General features: G+C 55.6%; 20 protein-coding genes and 1 riboswitch. Of the genes, 11 read left to right on the top strand and 9 right to left on the bottom strand.

Annotation, left to right across the window (positions count from 1 at the left end; translation table 11 throughout):
- The first annotated feature begins 444 nt into the window (after window positions 1-444).
- Window positions 445-2046, top strand: coding sequence for a cobyric acid synthase (locus BN3795_RS21825; protein WP_068786803.1), 1602 nt, complete (start codon window positions 445-447; stop codon window positions 2044-2046).
- A 19-nt stretch (window positions 2047-2065) separates the two neighbouring features.
- On the opposite strand, the gene BN3795_RS21820 is transcribed toward BN3795_RS21825, so the two are convergent.
- Both BN3795_RS21820 and BN3795_RS21815 read right to left on the bottom strand, forming a co-directional pair.
- On the bottom strand, window positions 2066-3757 hold the full coding sequence (locus BN3795_RS21820) for a methyl-accepting chemotaxis protein (RefSeq protein ID WP_068786802.1): 1692 nt from the start codon (window positions 3755-3757) through the stop codon (window positions 2066-2068).
- Between the two features lie 268 nt (window positions 3758-4025).
- On the bottom strand, window positions 4026-5111 hold the full coding sequence (locus tag BN3795_RS21815; RefSeq protein ID WP_068786801.1) for a M24 family metallopeptidase: 1086 nt from the start codon (window positions 5109-5111) through the stop codon (window positions 4026-4028).
- Window positions 5112-5304: 193 nt separating this feature from the next.
- Between BN3795_RS21815 and BN3795_RS21810 the strand changes: the two genes are divergently transcribed.
- Together BN3795_RS21810 and BN3795_RS21805 are read left to right on the top strand one after the other, a co-directional pair.
- Window positions 5305-6825, top strand: coding sequence for an MDR family MFS transporter (locus tag BN3795_RS21810; RefSeq protein WP_408635060.1), 1521 nt, complete (start codon window positions 5305-5307; stop codon window positions 6823-6825).
- A gap of 6 nt (window positions 6826-6831) precedes the next feature.
- Window positions 6832-7413, top strand: a complete 582-nt coding sequence (locus BN3795_RS21805) for a PadR family transcriptional regulator (protein ID WP_110945296.1) — start codon at window positions 6832-6834, stop codon at window positions 7411-7413.
- 113 nt (window positions 7414-7526) lie between these two features.
- On the opposite strand, the gene BN3795_RS21800 is transcribed toward BN3795_RS21805, so the two are convergent.
- The 6 genes from BN3795_RS21800 to queC all read right to left on the bottom strand — a co-directional run bounded on the left by BN3795_RS21800 (window position 7527) and on the right by queC (window position 12434).
- Window positions 7527-8501, bottom strand: coding sequence for a 2-hydroxyacid dehydrogenase (locus tag BN3795_RS21800; protein WP_068786800.1), 975 nt, complete (start codon window positions 8499-8501; stop codon window positions 7527-7529).
- Window positions 8502-8555: 54 nt separating this feature from the next.
- The gene (queF, locus tag BN3795_RS21795) at window positions 8556-9053 is read right to left on the bottom strand and encodes a preQ(1) synthase (protein ID WP_068786799.1); all 498 of its coding nucleotides are present in this window, start codon (window positions 9051-9053) and stop codon (window positions 8556-8558) included.
- Between the two features lie 1151 nt (window positions 9054-10204).
- Complete coding sequence (locus BN3795_RS25695) at window positions 10205-10438, bottom strand: hypothetical protein (RefSeq protein WP_198524793.1); 234 nt, start codon at window positions 10436-10438, stop codon at window positions 10205-10207.
- A gap of 4 nt (window positions 10439-10442) precedes the next feature.
- Window positions 10443-11153 (bottom strand): 7-carboxy-7-deazaguanine synthase QueE, encoded by a 711-nt coding sequence (gene queE, locus BN3795_RS21790; RefSeq protein WP_068786829.1) that lies wholly within the window; start codon window positions 11151-11153, stop codon window positions 10443-10445.
- A 121-nt stretch (window positions 11154-11274) separates the two neighbouring features.
- Entirely contained in the window at window positions 11275-11769 is a 495-nt protein-coding gene (queD, locus tag BN3795_RS21785; protein WP_068786798.1) for a 6-carboxytetrahydropterin synthase QueD, read from the bottom strand.
- Window positions 11766-12434 carry a 7-cyano-7-deazaguanine synthase QueC gene (gene queC / locus BN3795_RS21780; protein WP_068786797.1) on the bottom strand — a complete coding sequence of 223 codons (669 nt, stop codon included), beginning with the start codon at window positions 12432-12434 and terminating at the stop codon, window positions 11766-11768. The genes queD and queC overlap by 4 nt, the downstream gene beginning before the upstream one ends.
- A 199-nt stretch (window positions 12435-12633) precedes the next feature.
- Window positions 12634-12677, bottom strand: a riboswitch (PreQ1 riboswitch).
- 215 nt (window positions 12678-12892) lie between these two features.
- Here queC and BN3795_RS21775 point away from each other — a divergent pair.
- The 8 genes from BN3795_RS21775 to BN3795_RS21740 all read left to right on the top strand — a co-directional run bounded on the left by BN3795_RS21775 (window position 12893) and on the right by BN3795_RS21740 (window position 20682).
- Window positions 12893-14407: a copper amine oxidase N-terminal domain-containing protein gene (locus tag BN3795_RS21775; protein WP_068786796.1), complete on the top strand. Its 1515-nt coding sequence runs from the start codon at window positions 12893-12895 to the stop codon at window positions 14405-14407.
- A gap of 155 nt (window positions 14408-14562) precedes the next feature.
- On the top strand, window positions 14563-15603 hold the full coding sequence (locus tag BN3795_RS21770) for an ABC transporter substrate-binding protein (RefSeq protein ID WP_068786795.1): 1041 nt from the start codon (window positions 14563-14565) through the stop codon (window positions 15601-15603).
- 260 nt (window positions 15604-15863) lie between these two features.
- Window positions 15864-16271: a NusG domain II-containing protein gene (locus BN3795_RS21765; protein WP_068786794.1), complete on the top strand. Its 408-nt coding sequence runs from the start codon at window positions 15864-15866 to the stop codon at window positions 16269-16271.
- A gap of 190 nt (window positions 16272-16461) precedes the next feature.
- Window positions 16462-17682, top strand: a complete 1221-nt coding sequence (locus BN3795_RS21760; RefSeq protein WP_068786793.1) for a GTP-binding protein — start codon at window positions 16462-16464, stop codon at window positions 17680-17682.
- Between the two features lie 18 nt (window positions 17683-17700).
- Window positions 17701-17850 (top strand): 50S ribosomal protein L33, encoded by a 150-nt coding sequence (gene rpmG, locus BN3795_RS21755; protein WP_059046469.1) that lies wholly within the window; start codon window positions 17701-17703, stop codon window positions 17848-17850.
- Window positions 17851-17930: 80 nt separating this feature from the next.
- Entirely contained in the window at window positions 17931-18638 is a 708-nt protein-coding gene (locus tag BN3795_RS21750) for a metal ABC transporter ATP-binding protein (RefSeq protein ID WP_068786792.1), read from the top strand.
- Complete coding sequence (locus BN3795_RS21745) at window positions 18584-19477, top strand: metal ABC transporter permease (RefSeq protein WP_068786791.1); 894 nt, start codon at window positions 18584-18586, stop codon at window positions 19475-19477. The genes BN3795_RS21750 and BN3795_RS21745 overlap by 55 nt, the downstream gene beginning before the upstream one ends.
- 26 nt (window positions 19478-19503) lie before the next feature.
- Window positions 19504-20682, top strand: a complete 1179-nt coding sequence (locus BN3795_RS21740; protein WP_068786790.1) for a metal ABC transporter substrate-binding protein — start codon at window positions 19504-19506, stop codon at window positions 20680-20682.
- A gap of 70 nt (window positions 20683-20752) precedes the next feature.
- Here the strand turns inward: BN3795_RS21740 and speD are convergent, their stop codons facing one another.
- Window positions 20753-21583, bottom strand: coding sequence for an adenosylmethionine decarboxylase (gene speD / locus BN3795_RS21735; RefSeq protein ID WP_068786789.1), 831 nt, complete (start codon window positions 21581-21583; stop codon window positions 20753-20755).
- Between the last annotated feature and the right edge of the window lie 47 nt (window positions 21584-21630).

The raw sequence follows: 21630 nt of genomic DNA, 5'->3' as shown, positions 1-21630 counted from the left end.
GATTGCCGAGGTGGATAGACTGGATCAGGTTGACGAGAGGGATAAGCTGATCAAGTTGCAGAGAAGAGGAGCTGGGTCGGATTACCGAGGTGGACAAGCTGGATCAGGTTGATGAGATGTTAAACTGAGCACATGGACGAGACGGGGAAGTGAATCAGGGTAACGAGATAGATAAACTGGGGCGGTTTGCCGAGATGGGTCAGCTGGTCAGGTTGCCAAGATGGAGAAGCGGAGCCGGATTACTGAGGTTGGAGTGAATGAAGCTGTTGAGAAAACGCATGCCTTCTTGAGCTGAGGTAGACCGACAAATTTGAGAAATTGAAACTGGAGTGACGAGGGGATTTGGGCTGCGGACGATCCTTATCAAAAGGGATAATCGTGCAAAGCGGCCCGCAGAGACAACAACCCAGCACATGATTCGGAACGAATGGAGTGGGGCACGGGATGAACGAAAATCAGAAGCAGCTCCTTGAGAAGAACAACCCAAACATCAGCGGCTTGGGAGCCGTGCTTATGATTCAGGGTACAGCGTCGGACGTGGGAAAAAGCGTGATCGTAACGGCGCTGTGCCGTATCTTTGCGCAGGACGGGCTGCAGCCGGCTCCGTTCAAGTCGCAGAATATGGCCCTGAACTCGTATGTCACTGCGGATGGCTATGAGATCGGCCGGGCCCAAGGTATTCAGGCAGAGGCTTGCGGCATCGCGGCTACGACCGACATGAATCCGGTGCTGATCAAGCCAACCGGTGAGATGCATTCGCAAATCGTTGTTCACGGCCGCCCCTATGAGCATCTCAGCGCCTCGGATTATCGCGAGCATTTCCTGCCCCATGCCAAACCGTTGGTGATGGAATCCCTGGGCAAGCTTCGTGCAAAGCACGGGATCGTCATCATCGAAGGGGCGGGCAGTCCGGCTGAAATCAACCTGAAGCAACGGGATATCGTCAATATGAATTTGGCCGGCTGGGCGGATGCTCCGGTGATTCTGGTAGGCGATATCGACCGCGGCGGCGTATTCGCCTTTCTCGTAGGCACGCTGGAACTGCTCGAACCGCAGGAACGCGCCCGGGTCAAAGGCTTCATCATCAACAAGTTCCGCGGTGATCTGTCGCTGCTGCAGCCCGGGCTGGAATGGCTGGAGCAGCGGACCGGCATTCCTGTACTCGGGGTGCTTCCGTTTCTGCCGGATCTGGGGATCGATGCGGAGGATTCCGTTGTCCTGGAGACCTATGCGACCCGTCCGGCGGAAACCTCATGCAAAGAACTGGATATCGCCGTCATTCGGTATCCGCGGATTTCCAACTTCACGGACTTCGATCCCTTGACCGCCGAGCCGGACGTATCGCTTCGTTACGTGAGCAAGCCGTCGGAGCTGGGATGTCCGGATGCGGTTATTTTGCCGGGGACCAAGGATACGATCGGTGATCTGGAGTTCCTGCGGAGCCAAGGGTTGGAGGAAGTTATCCTCAGCCTGATCGAAAGGGAGACGCACACCCAGCTGGTCGGCATCTGCGGCGGGTATCAGATGCTGGGGGAGCAGCTGCACGACCCCGAAGCGGTAGAATCCGCTGAACCGAGGTCGGCGGCAGGTCTGGGCTTGCTTCCCATAGCGACAACCTTCCTCCCGGGCAAACGAACGGTACGTGTAGTTGGTCAAACGATCGACGGCCAATTACCGCTGGAGGGATATGAGATCCATGCCGGCTCCACTCGGCAGCTTCGGGACATCCGTCCTTTGTTTTCCCTGCAAGCCGACGTGCCGGACCCGGGAGAAGCTGAGGCCGTCCCGCATCCGGAAGGCGCGGCACGCGCCGATGGGAGAGTGTTCGGAACGTATCTGCACGGGTTGTTCCATAACGATGCCTGGCGGCGTGCGTGGCTGGACGGCTTGCGGATGAGCAAAGGTCTGAACCCCTTGGGCGTCACCTTTGATTCCTCCTTGCGGAAGGAAGAAGCTTTCGACCGGCTGGCCGACGAGGTTCGCAGCCATTTGCGGATGGACCTGATCTACGAATTGGCCGGAATTCGGGCTGAGGGTCGAAGCTAATGATCAGAAGCGATTCCGATTAAATCCGGAATTTTGCTATCGATTCCTGCAGCGACAACGCCTGCTCATGCAGCGAGCGCACCGTGCGGGCGTGAGACTCCATTTCGCTGAGCTGCTGCTGCGAGTAGTTGGCGATTTGCTCCACATTAACGAGCGACTTGGCGGTAATGTTGGCCGATTCCTCGACGGAAGCGGTCACTTCCTCGGTACCGGCGGATACCTGCTGCGTGGATGCCGAGACGGATTGAATCGTCAAGTTGATGTTCTGGATCAGTTCGGTTAATTGCTCGAACGCTTGCCCGGCTTGCTTAACGCGTTCCGTACCGGAGATGATTTCCTCGCTTGCCCGCTGCATTGCGCTGACGGAGTTTTCCGACTCCTCACGGATGCTGAGCAGATTCTCGCCGATTTCCTCCATCGCTTGGCGGGATTGCTCAGCCAGCTTGCGCACTTCCTCGGCGACAACGGCGAACCCTTTGCCATGCTCGCCGGCCCGCGCGGCTTCGATCGCGGCGTTAAGCGCCAAAATATTAATCTGTTTCGTAATTTCCGTAATCGTTCCAACAACATTCGAGATCGATTCCGAACGTTCGTTTAAGGTACGGATACGATCGAGTGTCTGGTTAGCGGCTGCCTCGACATGCTGCATTTGCGTGACCGCGGTCTGCGCCAAGGTATTCCCGGTGCCGGCTTCGTCGGCGGCTTGTCCAATTCGTTCGGTGACTTCGGCGGACGAGGCGGCGATATGCTGGACCCCCTGGGAGATTTCTTCCATCGCCCGAGCGTTTTCGGCTGCCGCTGAAGCGATCGTCATGCTGCCGGTTTCAATTTCCTGTGTGGCTGCATTGGATTGGGAGATCAGATCCTCAAACGTCGTGACCGAGCGGGACAAGTCTTCCGAGCCGCCCACGACGGCGTGCGACGTATGCATGACGGCAGCGAACATGTCCTTGAGCTGTTGGGTCATCGTCCGGAAGCTGCCGGCTAATTGGGCGACTTCGTCATTTCCCTTCACCTCGACCGTCTGGCGGAAATCGCCGCCGGCCATTTTTTCCGTGATCGCCACCAGCTTCTTGATTGGTTTCGTAATCCGCATACTGACAAAGTAAGCCGCTGCCATCCCGGCGATAATAACAAGCAAGGTGATTCCAATACATATGTATAAAATTTGGTCCTTCTTCTGTTCGATGAAGGTGGCGTCAAGGCCTACCGCCAACATGGCTTGACTGCCGGGAATCGGGATGAATGCCGTTTTGTGCGAGCCGAACTGGTCGGAATAGAGCTCGCTGATATGGACTCCGCCTTTGCTGGCTTCGGTCATGGCTGACTGGAGCTCGAGCTTATCGCCGGGTTTCATCACGGAATTCTCGTTCGTAGCCAAGACGACAGCCCCGTCCTCCTGAATCTGAAGCAGATAAGCATTGCTCAAGTTAAAGTCCTTGGTGCTTTTCGTCAAATACGTCTCCACCGCAAACCGCGAATTATCCTTGCCGCTGAGTAACTGCAGGGCTTGGGTCGTATCCAGCCGTTTGAAAATGTCCTGCGTACTGGTCTGCAGCACCTTGTCGAACTGTGGCAGCACATTTTGATTCATAATCCCCATCGAGATGTTATAAAAGCTGACACTAAACAAAAGTGAAGATACGACAATGATCACCGCATAGGTACTCATCAGCCTGCGGCTTATGGAGCGATTAATGACCTTAAACACGAAAATCCTCTCCGTTCCCCTTAAATAATAGATTCTTTATCGATGCATAGGTCGAACCGTCGGCTTCTCTTTTTTTAACCAGTGGTTCATTAGCTTCATTTTATAGGAAAAAATGTCCTTTGAAAACGAGAAAGTCGCACTTTTTTTGGTTTTCGCAAGAATTTTCACATAAATTACCCTAAATCTATCGGAAAAAGTCGAAAAAAAAGAGCCCTGCGGCTCATTTTAGAATCGCAAGGCTTCCAAAAATTTAAAGTAACATCCCGTGTTAGATATAAGTTAACTGTTTCGGATAGGTCGTGAGGACCTCCACCCCGGTTGCGGTGACCAGAACATCATCTTCGATGCGGACCCCGCCGACTCCCGGCACATAAACGCCCGGTTCAACTGTAAATACATGTCCCTCCGCGAGGAGAACTTGGTTCTCCCCATGAACGGAAGGGAACTCGTGGACATCGATCCCCAGCCCATGACCCAGGCGATGGATAAAATAAGGGCCGTAGCCGGCAGCTTCGATCACCTCGCGGGCAGCGCGGTCGATGGAGGCGAAGGTGACGCCCGGCCGGATGGCAGCTATCGCGGCTTCATTTGCGGCTAGCACGGTTTCATAAATGCGAATCAGCTCGTCAGACAACTCGCCGACTCCGAAGGTGCGGGTGATATCCGAAGCGTAACCGCCTGCGTAAACGCCGATATCAAACATGAGCAGGTCGCCGCGGCGGATTCGCCGATCGCCGGGAACCCCGTGAGGCAAGGCCGTTTTCTCCCCCGACAGCACCATGGAATCAAAGGACGGACCGTCTGCCCCCAGCTTGCGGATTTGGTATTCCACTTCCGCGACGAGCTCGCTTTCGCTCACGCCGTCTTGCACCTTTTGCAGCGATTCGCTGAGCACCTGCTCGATCAAACGTACGGCATGTTTGATTTTGTCCACCTCTTCCGGGCTTTTGCTTACTCGCATGTCCCGAAGCCAAGGTCCTACATCCATAGAGCTGGAGAAGGACAGTTTCTCCTGCAAGCGCTCGAAGTTGGCCACGGATACCTGCTCTTTCTCAAAGCCAATCGTTCCAAGCTCTCCGGCAAGGCGCTGCTGCAGCAGGGCGTAAGGATCGTCCGTATCGCCGTGCGTCAGAATCTCCGTAAGGTCTGCCGCCTTGCGGGCGGCTTCCTCATCGAGCGCGGGGACGACCAGGAAAGGCTCGCTTCCGGCCTGCAGGACGGCGCCGAGGAACCGTTCATGCGGATTGCTGAGGAACCCGGTCAGGTAATACACGTGCTTCGGATCGGTAATCAACAGGGTGCTGACGCCGGATTCACGCATTTTGCGTTCTAACTCAGTCCATTTTTCATTCATTTTGCAAAAACTTCCTTTCGTACGATCTCTTGTTCCATTATAGGGCAAAGCTTGCGGGAACGATAGTTGCGCCGGGTGAGGGAGGGGGCGGGCGAAATATTTTAATTTTAAAGTTTTACATTTTAAATATTTTCAATAAAATAGAAAGAGATGAGTTATTCAAATTTGAATAAGAAACAAAGGGGAGAAGATCTTGGTTACAGAAAAGAAAGACCCGACCCGGCTCATCTTGATCGGGTTGATGCTGGCGATCTTGATGGCGGCGATGGATAACACGATCGTGACGACGGCTATGGGGACGATCGTCGCTGATCTCGGCGGGATGGAGCAGTTCGTTTGGGTCACTTCGGCCTATATGGTCGCGGTTATGGCGGGAACGCCGATCTTCGGCAAGCTGTCGGATATGTACGGCCGGAAACGCTTCTTCCTGTTCGGCATCGTGATGTTCCTGCTTGGATCCGTATTGTGCGGGCTCGCCGGCAGCATCGTTCAGCTCAGTATCTACCGGGCGATTCAAGGGATCGGCGGGGGGGCGCTGATGCCGATTGCTTTCACGATCATTTATGATATCTTCCCGGTAGAGAAGCGCGGGAAAATGACCGGACTGATGGGCGCCGTATTTGGCACGTCCAGTATTTTCGGTCCGCTGCTAGGCGCCTTTATTACCGATGCGCTCAACTGGCATTGGGTTTTCTATATCAACGTGCCGATTGGGATCGTGTCGCTGGTGATGATTGTCGCCTACTACAAGGAGTCGCTGACGCACGCGAAGCAGCAGATCGACTGGGGCGGGGCATTTACTTTGGTGGGTGCTGTGGTATGCCTGATGTTCGCACTGGAGCTGGGCGGAGAGAAATATGCCTGGAACTCCGGTGTGATTCTGGGATTGTTTGCGGGGTTCGCCGCCCTGTTCGTCGCATTTCTGCTGCTCGAGACGAAGGCGCAGGAGCCGATCATTTCATTTGCCATGTTCAAAAACCGGCTTTACGCGACAAGCTGTTTGCTGGCTTTGTTTTACGGGAGCGTGTTTATCGTTGCTACGGTCTATATCCCGATCTTTGTGCAAGGCGTATATGGCGGTTCGGCAACCAATTCCGGCATTATTCTGATGCCGATGATGATCGGCTCGGTCATCGGCAGCATGCTGGGCGGTATGCTGGCTTCCCGGATCCCTTACCGCACGGTGATGGCCTTGTCGGTCGTTTGCTTTGTCGGAGGTATTTTCGCGCTCAGTACGCTGACCCATGATACTTCCCGTCTGCTGCTGACGCTTTTCAGTATCCTGACGGGCTTTGGCGTCGGATTTTCTTTCTCGGTGCTTAGCATGGCGTCCGTGCATCACTTTGACATGCGGCAGCGCGGAGCGGCAACGTCGACGAACTCGTTCCTGCGCTCGCTTGGCATGACGCTGGGGATTACGATCTTTGGCATCGTGCAGCGCAATCTGATGTCGGGGGCGATGAGCGATGCATTTGCCGGTATGGGACAAGGCGGGGGAGATTTCGGGGATACCCGGGAGGTGCTGAGTCCGGAGAAAAGAGCGTTGATTCCGCCCGAGATTTTGGATAAAATCACCGAGGCTTTGTCCTCCTCGATCGCCCATACCTTCATGTGGGCGCTGGTTCCGGCCGTCTGCGCGGTATTGGTCGTGATCGCGATGCCGAAGGACCGTATCGAGCGAGCGGCAGCAAAGCCCGCCAATCAGCAGGGTTAAGCGAACATGAAGGGGTTGGCAATCCGACTGTGCATCCTGGGTTTGCTGCTTGAGGAAGACCAGCATCCTTATGAGATGCTCATTCGCATCCGGGACCGGTTCCTCGACCAGCACGGCAACTTCAAAATCGGCTCGCTATATTACGCCGTTGATCAGTTGGCCAAAGCTGCTTATATCGAAACGGTGGAGACGATTCAGAACGAGGGGCGTCCGGACAAGACGGTATACCGAATTACGGACAAGGGCCGGGAGCATTTTCACAAGCTGCTGATCGATCGGTTCCAGGAGGAGGTCTCCGCCTACCATCCGCTGCATGTTGCCTTGGTGTTCGCCAAATATGGGGATCGGGATAAGGTAACCGCTTTGCTGCAGGCCCGCATTCGGGAAGCGGAGCATCAAGTCAATTTGAGCTACCAGGTCTATGAGGAGCATCGAGGTGTTGTGCCGCGGAGCGTGCTGCACTTGATGGCCGGCCGGTACGAGCATGCGCGCATAGAGCTTACCTGGCTGCGCCGGCTGCTTGCGGATGCTGAAGCCGGAAGGCTGGGCGACCGCGATCCGGCCGATTTGCTGGACGAAGACAAATAAGAAACTCCCCGGGTGCGTAAGCAGCTTTCGCACTCCGGGGAGTTTTTGGTTGGGTTATTGACGAATATTCAGTCGGCTTGCTTGAAGCGGTTGCGGTTCCACTTAGGCTTGGGTCAGTCCGGTCGCAGTTCCTTGACCAGGCCCGGCGGCGTTCGGCCTTCGAGCGCGGCGACCAGGTTCTCGGCGGCCCGCATCGCCATTTGCCGGCGGGTTTGGTCCGTGGCCGAACCGATATGCGGCAGGGTCACAACGTTTGGCAGCTTCAGCAGCGGATGATCCGGATCGATCGGTTCCTTCTCAAAGACATCGAGACCTGCGCCGTAAATTTGCCGCTTCTGCAAAGCTTCGGTCATCGCCTGCTCATCCACGGTCGCCCCTCTTGAGGCGTTGATGAATACCGCTGTCGGCTTCATCAGGGCGAATTCACGGGCGCCGATCAGCCGGTGCGTCTCCGGTGTCAGCGGCGTAATGAGCACGATGAAATCCGCTTCCTGAAGAAGCTTATCCAAGCTGCAATAAACGGCCCCCAATCGGGCTTCCGTCTCCGGTTTGCGGCTGCGGTTGTGATACAGCACTTCCATTCCGAAGCCAAATTGGCCCCGATGGGCCACAGCTTCACCGATCTCGCCCATCCCGATGATGCCCAGCTTCTTGTGATGGACATCCAGCCCGAACAGATTCTGGCCATCCCCGCGTTTCCATTGTCCGGCCTTGACGTACCGGTCCAGCTCCGATACCCGGCGGGCGACGTCCAGCATCAAGGCAAAAATGAGGTCGGCGACCGTATCGTTCAAGACGGCCGAGGTATTGGTGCCCAGCACGCCGCGGGCTTTCATCGCTTCGAGGTCAAAGTTGTTGTAGCCCACGCTGATATTGCTGACAACTTTGAGCTTCGGGGCATGATCCAGCAGTTCCTGATTGATGCTGCGGTCCGCGGTCAGCAGGCCTTCAGCCTCGTTCAGGCTGGCCAGCAGTTGGTCTCGGCTGATCGGCCCGTCGCCTTCCCATTTGTGGATTTCGCAATGTTCGGCGAGGTAATTCTCGACTTCCGGGGGAATCGGACGGGAGATAAACACTTTCGGTTTCATGAGGTTCTCCTCTCTCGGGTGGTAAAGTTCGCTTCCGCTCACGCCAGGATGAGATTAGCGGTTATCGATCTTTTCCGGATACATATCGTGATTGAGCAGGCGGTGTTCGGCCATCGCTTCGTATTTGGTGCCAGGACGGCCGTAGTTGGTGTACGGGTCGATGGAAATGCCGCCCCGCGGCGTAAATTTGCCCCAAACTTCAATGTATTTCGGATCCATCAGCTTGATCAGATCGTTCATGATGATATTCACGCAGTCCTCATGGAAATCGCCGTGGTTGCGGAAGCTGAACAGGTACAGCTTTAACGACTTGCTTTCCACCATTTTGATATCGGGAATGTAGCTGATGTAGAGGGTGGCGAAGTCTGGCTGGCCTGTGATCGGGCAAAGGCTGGTAAACTCCGGGCAGTTGAACTTCACAAAATAATCGCGGTACGGGTGCTTATTGTCAAAGCTCTCCAGCACTTCCGGCGCATAGTCAAAAGGATATTTCACGCCCTGGTTGCCCAGCAGCGTGACGTCCTGCATTTCTTCTGGTTTTCTTCCGGCCATGGGAGGCCCTCCTTCTAAGTATATTCAAATTGCGTCATTCGCGGTATATTTTGGCGGTGGAGTCCGCGCAGTGCGTGGCTGCTGCACGGTATTGATAAAACCGTTACAGATCCACGTTAGGGATCCACGTTAGGAATACACACGTTACGGATCCATGTTACAGATCCACGTTAGGGATACAGTTGCTGATGCGCGTTACGTTACGTTGCATGTTACAGAAGCACTTTACTGTCGCGTGGAACTGCTAGCGCGGTACTTGTGAATGGTACGGATCCACGCCGCTGAACATGTTGCTGATGCACGTTACTGACAAACCTTACTGGTAAGCGTTACCGGTACACGTTCCTAATTATACGCTATTGTTACACACGCTATTGTTACGGCACTGCAGGGTGTTACCGTTTATGTCCACTTCACACTTGGGCCATTAGAAGTTGAACATTAACTTGTCGCACCGGTTTAACGGACTAGCGGATCGTACAGCCCTTATTTGCCGATTTCCCAAGTATTTCCCGCTTTAACGGAAAGCAGCGACCTTATTTGGGCATATTGGCGGTCATTTCCTCGCCATACCACGAAATAAGGTCTCCTCATTCCGTTAGAATCGGCAAAGCCCCTCGGAGCGTCAAATAACGTCCGTGGTTTCCGTTAGCCGCAGGGATGAGGCAAGAAACAGGCTAGTTGTGGCGGTTAGGAGTTGAACGTTAGCTTGTCGCACCGGTTAAACGGACTAACGGATCGTACAGCCCTTATTTGCCGATTTCCCGAGTATTTCCCGCTGTAACGGAAAGCAGCGACCTTATTTGGGCATATTGGCGGTCATTTCCTCGCCATACCTCGAAATAAGGTCTCCTCATTCCGTTAGAATCGGCAAAGCCCCTCGGAGCGCCCAATAACGTCCGTGGTTTCCGTTAGCCGCAGGGATGAGGCAAGAAACGGGCTGGTTGTGGCGGTTAGAAGTTGAACGTTAACTTGTCGCACCGGTTTAACGGACTAGCGGATCGTACAGCCCTTATTTGCCGATTTCCCGAGTATTTCCCGCTGTAACGGAAAGCAGCGACCTTATTTGGGCATATTGGCGGTCATTTCCTCGCCATACCTCGAAATAAGGTCTCCTCATTCCGTTAGAATCGGCAAAGCCCCTCGGAGCATCAAATAACGTCCGTGGTTTCCGTTAGCCGCAGGGACGGGGCAAGAAACGGGCTGGTAACGCGGCCAAACGAGGTTCTGTCCACCGGCGTTCTCCCGAGAACGGGCAATGCGGCGTAACTTAAGGCCTCGTGAGAGGTAGCGGAAGTCTCGGTTGAATCCAAGATTCGAAGCCGTCTCCTCGCCTCCGCCTCCTCGCCCTCCCGCTGCGTGATCGAAGGCCGATGTTTGAACATCCGCTTACACGCCGCGTTTGTTACCCCAGACGAGGGCGTGCAGCTGCGGCAACACCCGGACATCGTTCAGGTCCGGCGTGGCGACGACCTTGTCGATCAGCGCCTCGTAACGGCGCAGCAGGTCGGATGCATGCTCCCGGATATCCATCCGCTTGACGTCCGGGTTGCCGACCTGCACATACATCGGCACGTCGGCATACCGGCGATGCACCCGCTTGGCGTAGGCCAGATCGTCGTCGTCGAACACGACGACCTTCAGGCTGACGGCGAGCGGGTGAGGGCGGGCTGCCAGCTTGGCGACGATGCTGTCCAGCACGTCCCAGTCGGTGTCCATGCCCGAGCTCGGCGGCTTCGGCGACAGGGTCACCTGGTCGACCGCGGCCAGCCAGTCCTGCCAGCGGGAGCCTTGGGTCTCGACGGCAACGGCGATGCCCTCGGCGTGGAGCAGCTCGACCAGGCCGGCCAGCTGCGGCAGGAGGGCGGGGTTGCCGCCGGACAAGGTGACGTGGGAGAAGCGGTCGCCGCCAATCCCGCGCAGCTCGCTCACAATCGCCGCCGGGGACAGGCGGCGGATCATCTCTTTCCCGCTGCCGTCCCAGGTAAAGGCGGAATCGCACCAGGCGCAGCGGTAGTCGCAGCCGGCGGTGCGGACGAACATCGTCTTCTGCCCGATGACCATGCCTTCGCCCTGGACGGTAGGGCCGAAGATCTCCATGACGGGGATCGGCAGCTCGCTAGGGTCCCGGGTTTCCCTTGTTGCCCGGGGTTCTCCGGCTTCCCGGTTATCGTGGATCAACGCGGATGACTCTGGCGTCACGATCCGTGCAGCCGCTTCTTTACTCATCCCGCATCCACTCCCGTCTCGCCTCGGCGTAGCTGGTCGGCGTTTCATAGAGACGGACGAACTCCGTGCGGGCCTCCAACGCCGGATTCCGATACGCTTCGGATTGCAGCGCCGCCTCCATTTTCTCGAACAGCCATACCACCATATTCTCTGCGGTTGTATTCATCGGCGGCAGCGTTTCGTTGATGTAACGATGGTCCAGGTATCCTTCGATTTCCTTCTTCCAGATCTCCTTGATCGTGCCAAAATCGACGGTCATGCCGATTTCATCCGGCCGGCCGCTGATGCCAAACACCACTTTGTACGTGTGGCCGTGCAGGTTCTTGCATTTGCCGTCATACGCATGCAGGTGATGCGCGGCATCGAATGTGAACTCCTTGCTGACCAGCACCCGGCGGCGGTGGTAACGGAGTTGATCCGGGCGGATGTCCTGGCCCAGCTGCTGCAGCGCTTCAACGATGCGAAATTCTCCGGGTGTCCGGTTCATCGTAAATTCGCCTCCCGGCGCTCCAGTAAATATTTATCCAAGCCGGCTTTTCTCAGCTTGCACGCCGGGCATTCGCCGCAGCCGTCCCCGAGGATCCCGTTGTAGCACGTCAGCGTCCGTTCGCGAACGAACTCGAAGGCCCCCAGTTCATCGGCCAGCTTCCAGGTGTCCGCCTTGTCGATCCACATGAGCGGGGTATGGATCACGAACTCGTAATCCATCGCCAGGTTCAGCGTCACGTTCAGCGATTTAATGAATACGTCGCGGCAGTCGGGATAACCGCTGAAGTCGGTTTCGCAGACGCCGGTGACGATATGCTTGGCGCCCACGCCCTTGGCTAATACGGCGGCAAAGCTGAGGAAGAGATGATTGCGGCCGTCCACAAACGTGCTGGGCAGTTCGCCTTCCTGGTGTTCGATGGCGATGTCGCTGCGCGTCAACGCGTTTTGCGTCAATTGACCGAGCAGGCTCATATCCAGCACGGTATGCTTGATCCCGAGTTCGGTCGCAATCGATTTCGCGCAGTCGATCTCCAGCTTATGGCGTTGACCATAGTCAAAAGTGACAGCCTCGACCTCGCCGAATTGCTGGATCGCCCAGAACAAGCAGGTGGTGCTGTCTTGACCGCCGCTGAATACGACAACCGCTTTTTCGTGTTTAAGCATAAAAAAACCCTCCGTCTTCTTTAATTACTGAAACGGGAAAACGCAGATTCCCGGCCCATTCGGATTAGAAGAAAGAGAGTTCTTGAACTGGTCACAAAAAAACAAGCCCGTTCAACCGGCAGGGTGCTCCTGACGCAAGCAGCTCGGATCAAGGTCATCGAGCGTGCAAGCGCGAAAGAGCCCGCCAAATCAAGGCAGGGCATTTATAGTTTTTTATAGAGGGAGTTCACGAACCTCTCCCATGCCCCTCAAGGGATGGCATGGACTTCTTCTTCAATTCAAATGCCTGAAAGGACCAAGGCCCTAGGCACAAACTCCATTATAGCATATTTATCTCGCAGGGAAAGAGAGGGATGGGAACGAACAGATGATATTTTTTAACGAAATTAAGGAATTTCAGTTCACAAACCCGACGATCTATCCGATAATGGAAGAGATTAACTAATGGAGGGGATACCATGCGAAAAATCAAATGGCTGGCCATTCCGCTGGCGCTGATGCTGGTGGCGCTAACCGGATGCCAGGCCGTCGGCGGGTTTGACGTGGCCAAGGCGCTGGCCAGCAGCGCGAAGACGACCAGCAGCGAATCGAAGCAGACGGTGACCGTTAAGTTGGTTCCGGCGCCATCCGCTAACCTGACTGCGGAAGACCAAAAAGCAATTGATCTCATTAATTCATTTTCTCTGAATATCGACAGCGCCAAGGTGCAGGATACGAAACATGTCTCTATGAAAGGCTCCGTTGGGTTGAAGGGAGAGAACATTCCGTTCCTCTTCTCCATGGATGACAAGGGCCTTGCGCTCCAGGTTGAAGGCGCAAAGCAGCCATTGTACATATCCCAGCAGCCATCGGTCGTTCCGGGCTTACCGGATATGAGCTCTATGGAGGCCGGGGCACAGGAGCTTTCCGTTAAACTTGCGGAATTCGTACTGAAGCATTTCCCGAATCCATCGGTGTTGACCGTGAAGCAAACCTCGTCGCAGGTGAACGGGGAATCGCTGAGCCTGACGAATTTGCATGCGGAGGTGCGGGGCGACGAGCTGTTCGGGCTGTTCAAGCCGTTCCTCGCAAGTGCGGTGAAGGATGAGCAAGGGCTCAAGGATTTGATCGCGGGCTACTACGATTTGTTGACGCCGTTCCTGAACACATTGGGCGACCTTCCCGAGGAGGCTGCAATCACGCCGGAATTGGCGCAAGAGACGAAGAAGCAAGCGATCGATGAGCTGTATACGGAACTGAAACAAGCGATCGATGAACTGCTTGCCTCTTATGACAAAGAGGTAGCCGGATTGTTCGCGGATACGCCGGAACTGGCGACCGTATTTGGTAAAGATACCGTGTTGAAGCTGGATCTTTATTTTGACAGCAAGCTGAATATTCGCAAACAGGCGATGGAATTAAATGTCGCGCTCCCGGCTGCGGAAGATCTTCCGATCTCGGCGATCCAGGTTCGCAGCGACAGCGAAATGTGGAACATCGGCGGGACGGTAACGATGGATCAAGTGGATACGCGTGCAGGCGTGATCGACGTCACCGAATCGGAGCCGACTCCGGGACAAATTTTGCGCAATTTTCAGGATGTCGCCCCGCTGTACAAATGGTTGAAGGAAGATCTCAACTTGGGATATAAGCAGGTTGTCCTGGATTCCCAAAGTGAGTATTACGGGGTGATCACGAAGAACGGTACTTCTTTCGTACCGCTGCGTTACTTGTCCGAGCAGCTTGACGCCGAGGTCAAATGGGCGCCGGGTTCCAATCAATTGGTTGTCATTGACGACCTGACGGGCAAAGAGATTGTCCTCCAGGTCGGCGCCAAGCAAGCGACGGTGGATGGAAAGACGGTACAGCTTAGTCAGCCTGTGTTTGTGCATCAGGACGGCTCAACCTATGTGCCGCTGCGATTCCTGACGGAAGCGCTTGGTGCAACGGTGGACTTCGACGCGGACGGCTGGATTACCATCATTAGAGAGTAAATCGGCAGAGAAGCAACTGAATACGGGACCTTCCAAGTTATCCGGGTGATGGCTTGGGAAGGTCCTTTTATTTTTTGCGCGGAAGATTGATTATTTAGTTTGCTCTTTGTATAATGATAATCATTATCAATGAAAAAATTGGGGGAACAAGACAGATGAAGATGTTCAAACATCGCTTTCTCACTTTGGCAGCGGTTCTGTTGCTGACGGTCGTCCTTGCGGCTTGCGGCCAAAATGGCGGGAATACAGGCAATGCGTCCAACGATACGGCTGCTTCCAACAATGGCGCAGCGGGCAACACGCCATCCGGCAACGGAACGAACAAGACGGATGAGGGACAAGCCGGAACGAAGCTCTATAAGGATTTCACCGGGCAAGAGGTGGAGATCCCGACGGATCCGCAGCGGATCGTATCGATTACGCACTTGGGTGACCTGCTTGCCTTGGGCGTGAAGCCGATCGGGGCGGGGTCGCTTGCTCTGGAGAACTCGGTGCTGCTCAACCAAGAGCTGGAAGGCGTGGAAAACATCGGCGATATCTCCGTCGAGAAGGTGCTGGAGCTTCAACCGGATTTGATCATTGTCCCTACTTACACTCCGGCCGATATCGTCGAGCAATTGAAGAAAATCGCTCCGGTTGTCACGCTTGCGACTGCGGGTTGGGAAGGCATTGATCCGCTGGAGGAAGTGAAGACGGTTGGCGAAATGCTCGGCCGCGAGCAGCAAGCGGAGGATTTCATTGCCCGGTATAAGCAAAAAGCCGAAGACGCGAAAGCCAAGCTCAGCGAGATCATCGGACCGGACGAAACCGTCGGGACTTATTCGATCTGGGCGAAGAACTTCTGGGTGTGGAACAAAACGCGGGATGCCGGTTACAACCTGTATGAAATGTTCGGCCTCAAGCCGCAGGAGAAGATCGAGAAAGAGGTGTTCCCGACCACGGGCGTAGATATCTCGCTGGAGGTGGTTCCGGAGTATGCCGCGGACCACATGTTCATGACCGTGTATGAGCCGGACGGCGGGAAGGAACGGGCAGAGGAAGTCATGAACGGACCGGTATGGAAGAACATCCCTGCGGTTCAGAAGAACCACGTGTATCTGCTCAACTATAAGGAGTTCTGGATGGTGGACGGATTGAATCTGGAGAAGCAACTCGATATTCTCGTAGACCTCGTGGTCAGCCAAAACCAGAAATAATAGAGAAACGAAAAAGGGGCCGTTCCCCGCATCTATCGCCGATGCGGAGAAACGGCCTTTTTGGCGCTTGGGACCCGTGACGCGCCTAAGGGTGGAGCAAAGCCCATTCCTCGGGGATCATTCGTGCGGGGAGACGATAACCGATCAGCACGAGATCCAGCGGCCCGTCACCGAAATGGATCATTGACAAGAAGGAAGTAAATTCATAAGATATGCCTATTCGTAAACATTACGTTTAATGCAGAAATAGGAGGATACAGATGCTCAAAATCAAACGTGGCGACGTCCTGCTGATTGTGATCCTGGTTGTGTTGGGCTCGGCGTGGCTTCTCATCCGCCAGGGCTTGGAGAGCCGGGAGATGGTGGATCCGGCCACCCTTCGCGCCGAGATCCAGGTGGACGGCAATCCGTATCGCAGCGTGCCGCTGGGCGGCGGGGAGGAGACGATCGAGATCCACACCGAATACGGCAACAATACCTTAAGCGTCTTTAACGGAGGGATCCAGATGATCTACGCGGATTGCCCGAAAAAAATCTCCATGCAGATGGGCTTCATCTCCCGGCCGGGTGAAACGATTATCTGCGTACCGAACCGCGTGTATGTAGAGATTGTTCGCAGCGGATCGTCAAGTCCGGATGAATCCGGTGTAGACGCCTATATCCGCTAATTTTGTTCCCCCGACAGGTTCTCCCCGCCTTCACCGAATCTTCGCCAGGGTGAGTTGTTTACCGGTTTTTCAGTTGACAAAGCCCAGGGAGGAAGATATAGTATGGATTATTAATCGTAATAATTACGAATAAGGCCGAAATCAGAGTGATGCGCGAATCGGTCTAAATAAAGAAAGGAGTTGGGCTAACGTGAACGAATCATCAACACGCAGGATTCCGGTGACGGTGTTGTGCGGATATTTGGGCTCGGGCAAAACGACGCTGCTCAACCATGTCCTGAGCAATCGCCAGGGCTTGAAGGTAGCCGTGATTGTCAATGACATGAGCGAGATCAACATCGATGCGGATCTGATCAGTGCCGGGGGCAGTTTATCCCGGACGGAGGAGAAGCTCGTGGAGCTGTCGAACGGCTGCATTTGCTGCACGCTTCGCGATGATTTGCTAAGAGAGGTTCAGAAGCTGGCGGAAGAGGGGCGGTTCGATTACATATTGATCGAGTCGACGGGCATCAGTGAACCGGTGCCGATCGCCCAAACGTTTACTTATGCGGATGAAGAGTCGGGGATTGATTTGACGAGCCTGGCCAAGCTGGATTGTCTGGTCACGGTGGTGGATGCCTACCGGTTCTGGCATGACTTCTCCTCCGGCGACACATTATTGGAACGCGGGCAGTCGGCGGGCGACGGGGATACCCGCGATGTGGTGGATCTGCTGATCGATCAGATCGAGACATGCGATATTCTGATTCTGAACAAATGTGACCTGGTTGATGAGACGGAGCTCCGCGAGCTGGAGGGAGTCTTGCGGAAGCTGCAGCCAACGGCCAAGCTGATCCGTTCAACTATGGGCCGCGTCGATCCGCAGGAAATCCTGAACACAGGGTTGTTCAATTTCGAGCAAGCCAGCCAATCAGCGGGTTGGATCCAGGAGCTGCAGATGGACAGCCATACGCCCGAAACGGAGGAGTACGGTATCGGTTCGTTTGTCTACCGGCGGAGACGGCCGTTTCATCCGGAGCGGTTAGCGCGTTTTATGAGCGAGTGGCCGGAGGAAGTGGTGCGGGCGAAAGGTCTGGCCTGGATCGCGGCGGATCACGATGTGGCGGCGAACTTGAGTCAGGCAGGGCCGTCGATTCAATTTGGTCCGGCCGGCTATTGGCTCGCCTCACTGCCTGAATCGCAGCGGGAGGAGCTGTTTGCCGAGGAGCCCGAGCTGCGGCTCCGGTGGGACGATACTTGGGGCGACCGGATCAACGAGCTGGTGTTTATCGGAATTGAGATGGACCGCTCCGGGATCGAACGCGAGCTGGACGCCTGTCTGCTTGACGAGGAAGAAATGCAGCTGGATTGGGCGGCTTTCCCGAACCCCCTGCCTTGGATTTCGCCGGAAGGATCGGCGGACGCCGTATAAATAGAAGGAGGGAAACACGTGAGAGTAGTGGTTACGCTGGCTTGCACGGAATGCGGAGATCGCAACTATACGACAACGAAAAATAAAAAGACGCATCCTGAACGGCTGGAGCTGCGGAAATATTCGCCGCGTCTGCGTAAATATACGATTCATCGGGAGACGCGATAAGGAAGTTTTGGTACGTTCAAGGGCAATCTGTCGTCTCAATTAATCGTAATAATTACGCTTTAGAAAAAAGAAGGGATTCTATGATTTTATCAACGATGAAAAACGTGGTGTTTGGTTATGGGGATAAACCGGTGGTTGACGGGGTGTCCCTCGACATTGAGGTCGGCGAGTTTGTTGGCATTACCGGCCCGAACGGTGCGGCCAAGACGACGCTGCTGAAGCTGCTGCTCGGCTTGCTGAAGCCGTGGAGCGGGGAGGTCTGGATCAACGAAGCGATGCGGGTTAACGGCCGATTGAACGTGGGTTATGTCCCGCAGCAGGTTGCCGCATTCAACAGCGGGTTTCCCAGCCGGGTGCTGGAGCTGGTGAAATCGGGGTGTTATCCCCGGCTTGGCTTGTTTCGGCGGATGGGGGCGGAGGAGCAGCAGCTTATCGAACGAAGCTTGAGGCAGGTGGGCATGTGGGAGCACCGCTACCGGAAGATCGGCGAGCTGTCGGGCGGTCAGAAGCAGCGCATCTGCATCGCCCGCGCCTTAGCTGGGGAACCTCAGGTGCTGGTTCTGGACGAACCGACGACGGGGATGGACCGGCAGAGCCGGCAAGGATTTTATGAGCTGATGCGCCACATGGCGGACCAACACGGCTTGACGGTCATCATGGTCACCCATGGCGCGGAGGAGATGGAGGCAGTGCTGGATCGTCTGATTACCCTGGAGCAGCAGGAAAGTGAGGAATGGCAATGTTTGACTACGCGTTCATGCAGCGTGCGTTTTGGGCCGGTGCTTTAATCGGGAGCATCGCCCCCGTGATTGGCGTCTACCTGATGCTGCGGCGACAGGCCCTGATGGCCGATACGTTGTCCCACGTCTCGCTTGCCGGCGTAGCGCTCGGGGCAGTGCTGGGCTGGAATCCGGCCGTAGCTGGCTTCGGAGCGGCGATCCTCGGCGGGCTGTTGATTGAGCAGTTGCGCCAGAGCTACCGGGCTTACAGCGAGATGCCGGTCGCGATCGTCATGACCTCGGGGCTGGCGCTTGCTGTTGTGCTGATGAGCCTCCGAAGCAGCCTGAGTCAAAGCTTCAGCTCCTACCTCTTCGGCTCGATCGTGGCGGTGAGCGACACCCAGTTGGTGCTGATGGCGGGCGTGGCTTTGGTTGGTGCCGCGTATTTCACGATCCTGCGGAGACCGCTGTACAGCTTGACCTTCGACGAGGAGACGGCCCGGATCGGCGGAGTCCCGGTGAAGTGGCTGTCCTTCTCCTTCGCGGTGTTCACCGGGATGGCGGTAGCGGCGGCGATTCCAGTCGTCGGTGTCCTGCTGGTGTCCTCGCTGATCGTCCTGCCAGCCTCGCTTGCCCTCCGGCTCGCCCGGGGGTTTGTCACAGCGATCGCTATATCGGTTGCGGCGGGGTTAACGGGGATATTCAGCGGGTTAACCGCCTCCTATTATCTGGATATGCCGCCCGGCGGTACGATTGCGCTGATCTTGCTGCTGTTTTTGCTGGCCGGCATCTCGGCGCAGAAGATCCGGAGCGGATGGGCGCGGAGAAACGGGCGGGGCAATCCCCGCGCTGTGCGAAGTCATGAGGAACTTAATGTAGATTTGCCTGTCCAAGACGGCGGGAGATGATCTTGAAATAAGGGAGAGAAACAAGGATGAAGATACGAAAGGTTAAACGGACGGCCGCTGCAATCGGCCTGAGCTTGATGTTGGTGCTTGCCGGCTGCGGAGGACAGGCCGGAGGGAATGCGGCCGATTCAGCAAATGCTGAAAAATCCGCAGGTGCAGCGGGCGGCAACGGAGGAACAGGAACGGGGGAACGTTCGCTGCAAATTCAAACGAGCTTCTACCCGATCTATGAATTTACGCGGCAGGTTGCCGGCGATCTGGCGCAAGTGGAGCTGCTGGTTCCCGGCGGCGTGGAGCCTCACGATTGGGAGCCCAGTCCCCAGGATATTCGCAAGCTGGCGGAATCCGATCTGCTCATCGTTAACGGTGCCGGGATGGAGAGCTGGCTGGAGCAGGTGGAAGCCTCCGCTGCGAGCGGCAAGCTGGTGATCGTTGAAGCGAGCGAAGGGATCACGTTGCTGGAAGGCGGAGAAGAAGAGGAGCACGGACACAACGAAGAAGGGCATACCGACGGGAAGGAACCTGCCTCGGATGCCGATGCCGACGCCGGGGAAGCTGCGCACAACCATGAACATGACCACGACCATGAGCATGAGCATGAGCATGGTCACGATCATGATCATGAGGCTGAGCACAGTCACAACCACAGTCACAACCACGGCCACGACCATGACCATGGCGGGCTGGACCCGCATGTCTGGTTGTCGCCGGCGCTTGCGGTCCAAGAAGTTCGCAGCATTGAAGCTGCCTTGGCCAAAGCCGACCCCGAGCATGCGGCCGATTACAAACAAAACGCCGACGCTTACGCCGCCCAGCTTGAACAGCTCGATCGGGAGTTCGCTGAGGGGTTGACGAACGCCAAACGGAAGGACTTCATTACGCAGCATGCCGCGTTTGGTTACTTGGCCCGAGAGTACGGACTGACCCAGGTGCCGATCGCCGGGTTGTCTCCTGACCAGGAGCCGTCGGCGGAGCAGATGACGGAGATTGTGAAGTTCGCCAAAGAACATCAGGTGAAGACGATTTTCTTCGAGACGCTGGTCTCCTCCAAAGTAGCCGAGACCATCGCCCGGGAAATCGGGGCGAAGACGGCCGTGCTTAATCCGATCGAAGGGCTGACGGCGGAAGACGAAGCGGCTGGCCGCAACTATGTGGCATTGATGCGCCAAAATCTTGAAGCTCTGAAAGCGGCGCTAAACGAGTAAGCTGCCGCCTTAGATCGCATTTTAAAATTCATAGAACAGCCCTCGCCGGACGGCAAGGGCTGTTTGATTTTTACACCGTGTCTCCCAACGAACCGGAGGCGATATTTTTGCCATAGAAAATTTCATCCATCTCGGTCACGAGCATCGCGGTAATCGTCTTCTGCTCCTCGGGAGTCAGCTCGTCCTTCGTATACCCGAACAAATAGTTGTTGAGGTCAAACTGCTTCAGCTTGCATTTGGTATGGAAAATATGCTCCGGATATACATTGACGTCAATCATCTGGTATTGCTCGATGACTGCGTCGGGAATGTAGTTCTGGATGGAACTGATATCATGATCGATGAACAGCTTGTGGCCGTTAATGTCCCGGGTGAACCCGCGAACGCGGTAATCAATCGTCATGATGTCCGCCTCGAAGGAATGGATCAGGTAATTCAGCGCCTTCAGCGGCGAAATTTCCCCGCAGGTCGATACGTCGATGTCCGCGCGAAATGTGCTGATGCTCTCGTTCGGATCGTATTCGGGATACGTATGCACGGTGATATGGCTCTTGTCGAGCTGCATCACAACGGAATCCGGCAACGGACCGGGGGATTCGTCAAACGACTCGGTGGGCACCTCCACCACAGGGCCCTCGGAGATCAGCATGGTCACGCTGGCCCCCTGTGGAACGTAATCCTGGTTTGCGATATTCAAAATATGAGCGCCGATAATTTCGGAGACGGTGCTGAGGATTTTCGTCAGGCGGTCGGAGTTGTATTGGTCGTCGATATAGGCGATATAGGCTTCGCGTTCCTCTTTGGTCCGGGTGTAGCAGACGTCGTACATATTGAAGCTTAACGTCTTGGTCAGATTGTTGAACTCATGCAGCTGGATGCGCTGTGCCGGCGTCAACTTCATCAGGGAATCCCCCTTAGGATAGGTGTACCCTATTGGTTATTCCCTTT

Source organism: Paenibacillus phocaeensis (assembly GCF_900021165.1).
GTDB lineage: Bacteria > Bacillota > Bacilli > Paenibacillales > Paenibacillaceae > Fontibacillus > Fontibacillus phocaensis.
The sequence above is the reverse complement of the archived record's forward strand: the minus strand, read 5'-3'. Positions and strand labels throughout refer to the sequence as shown.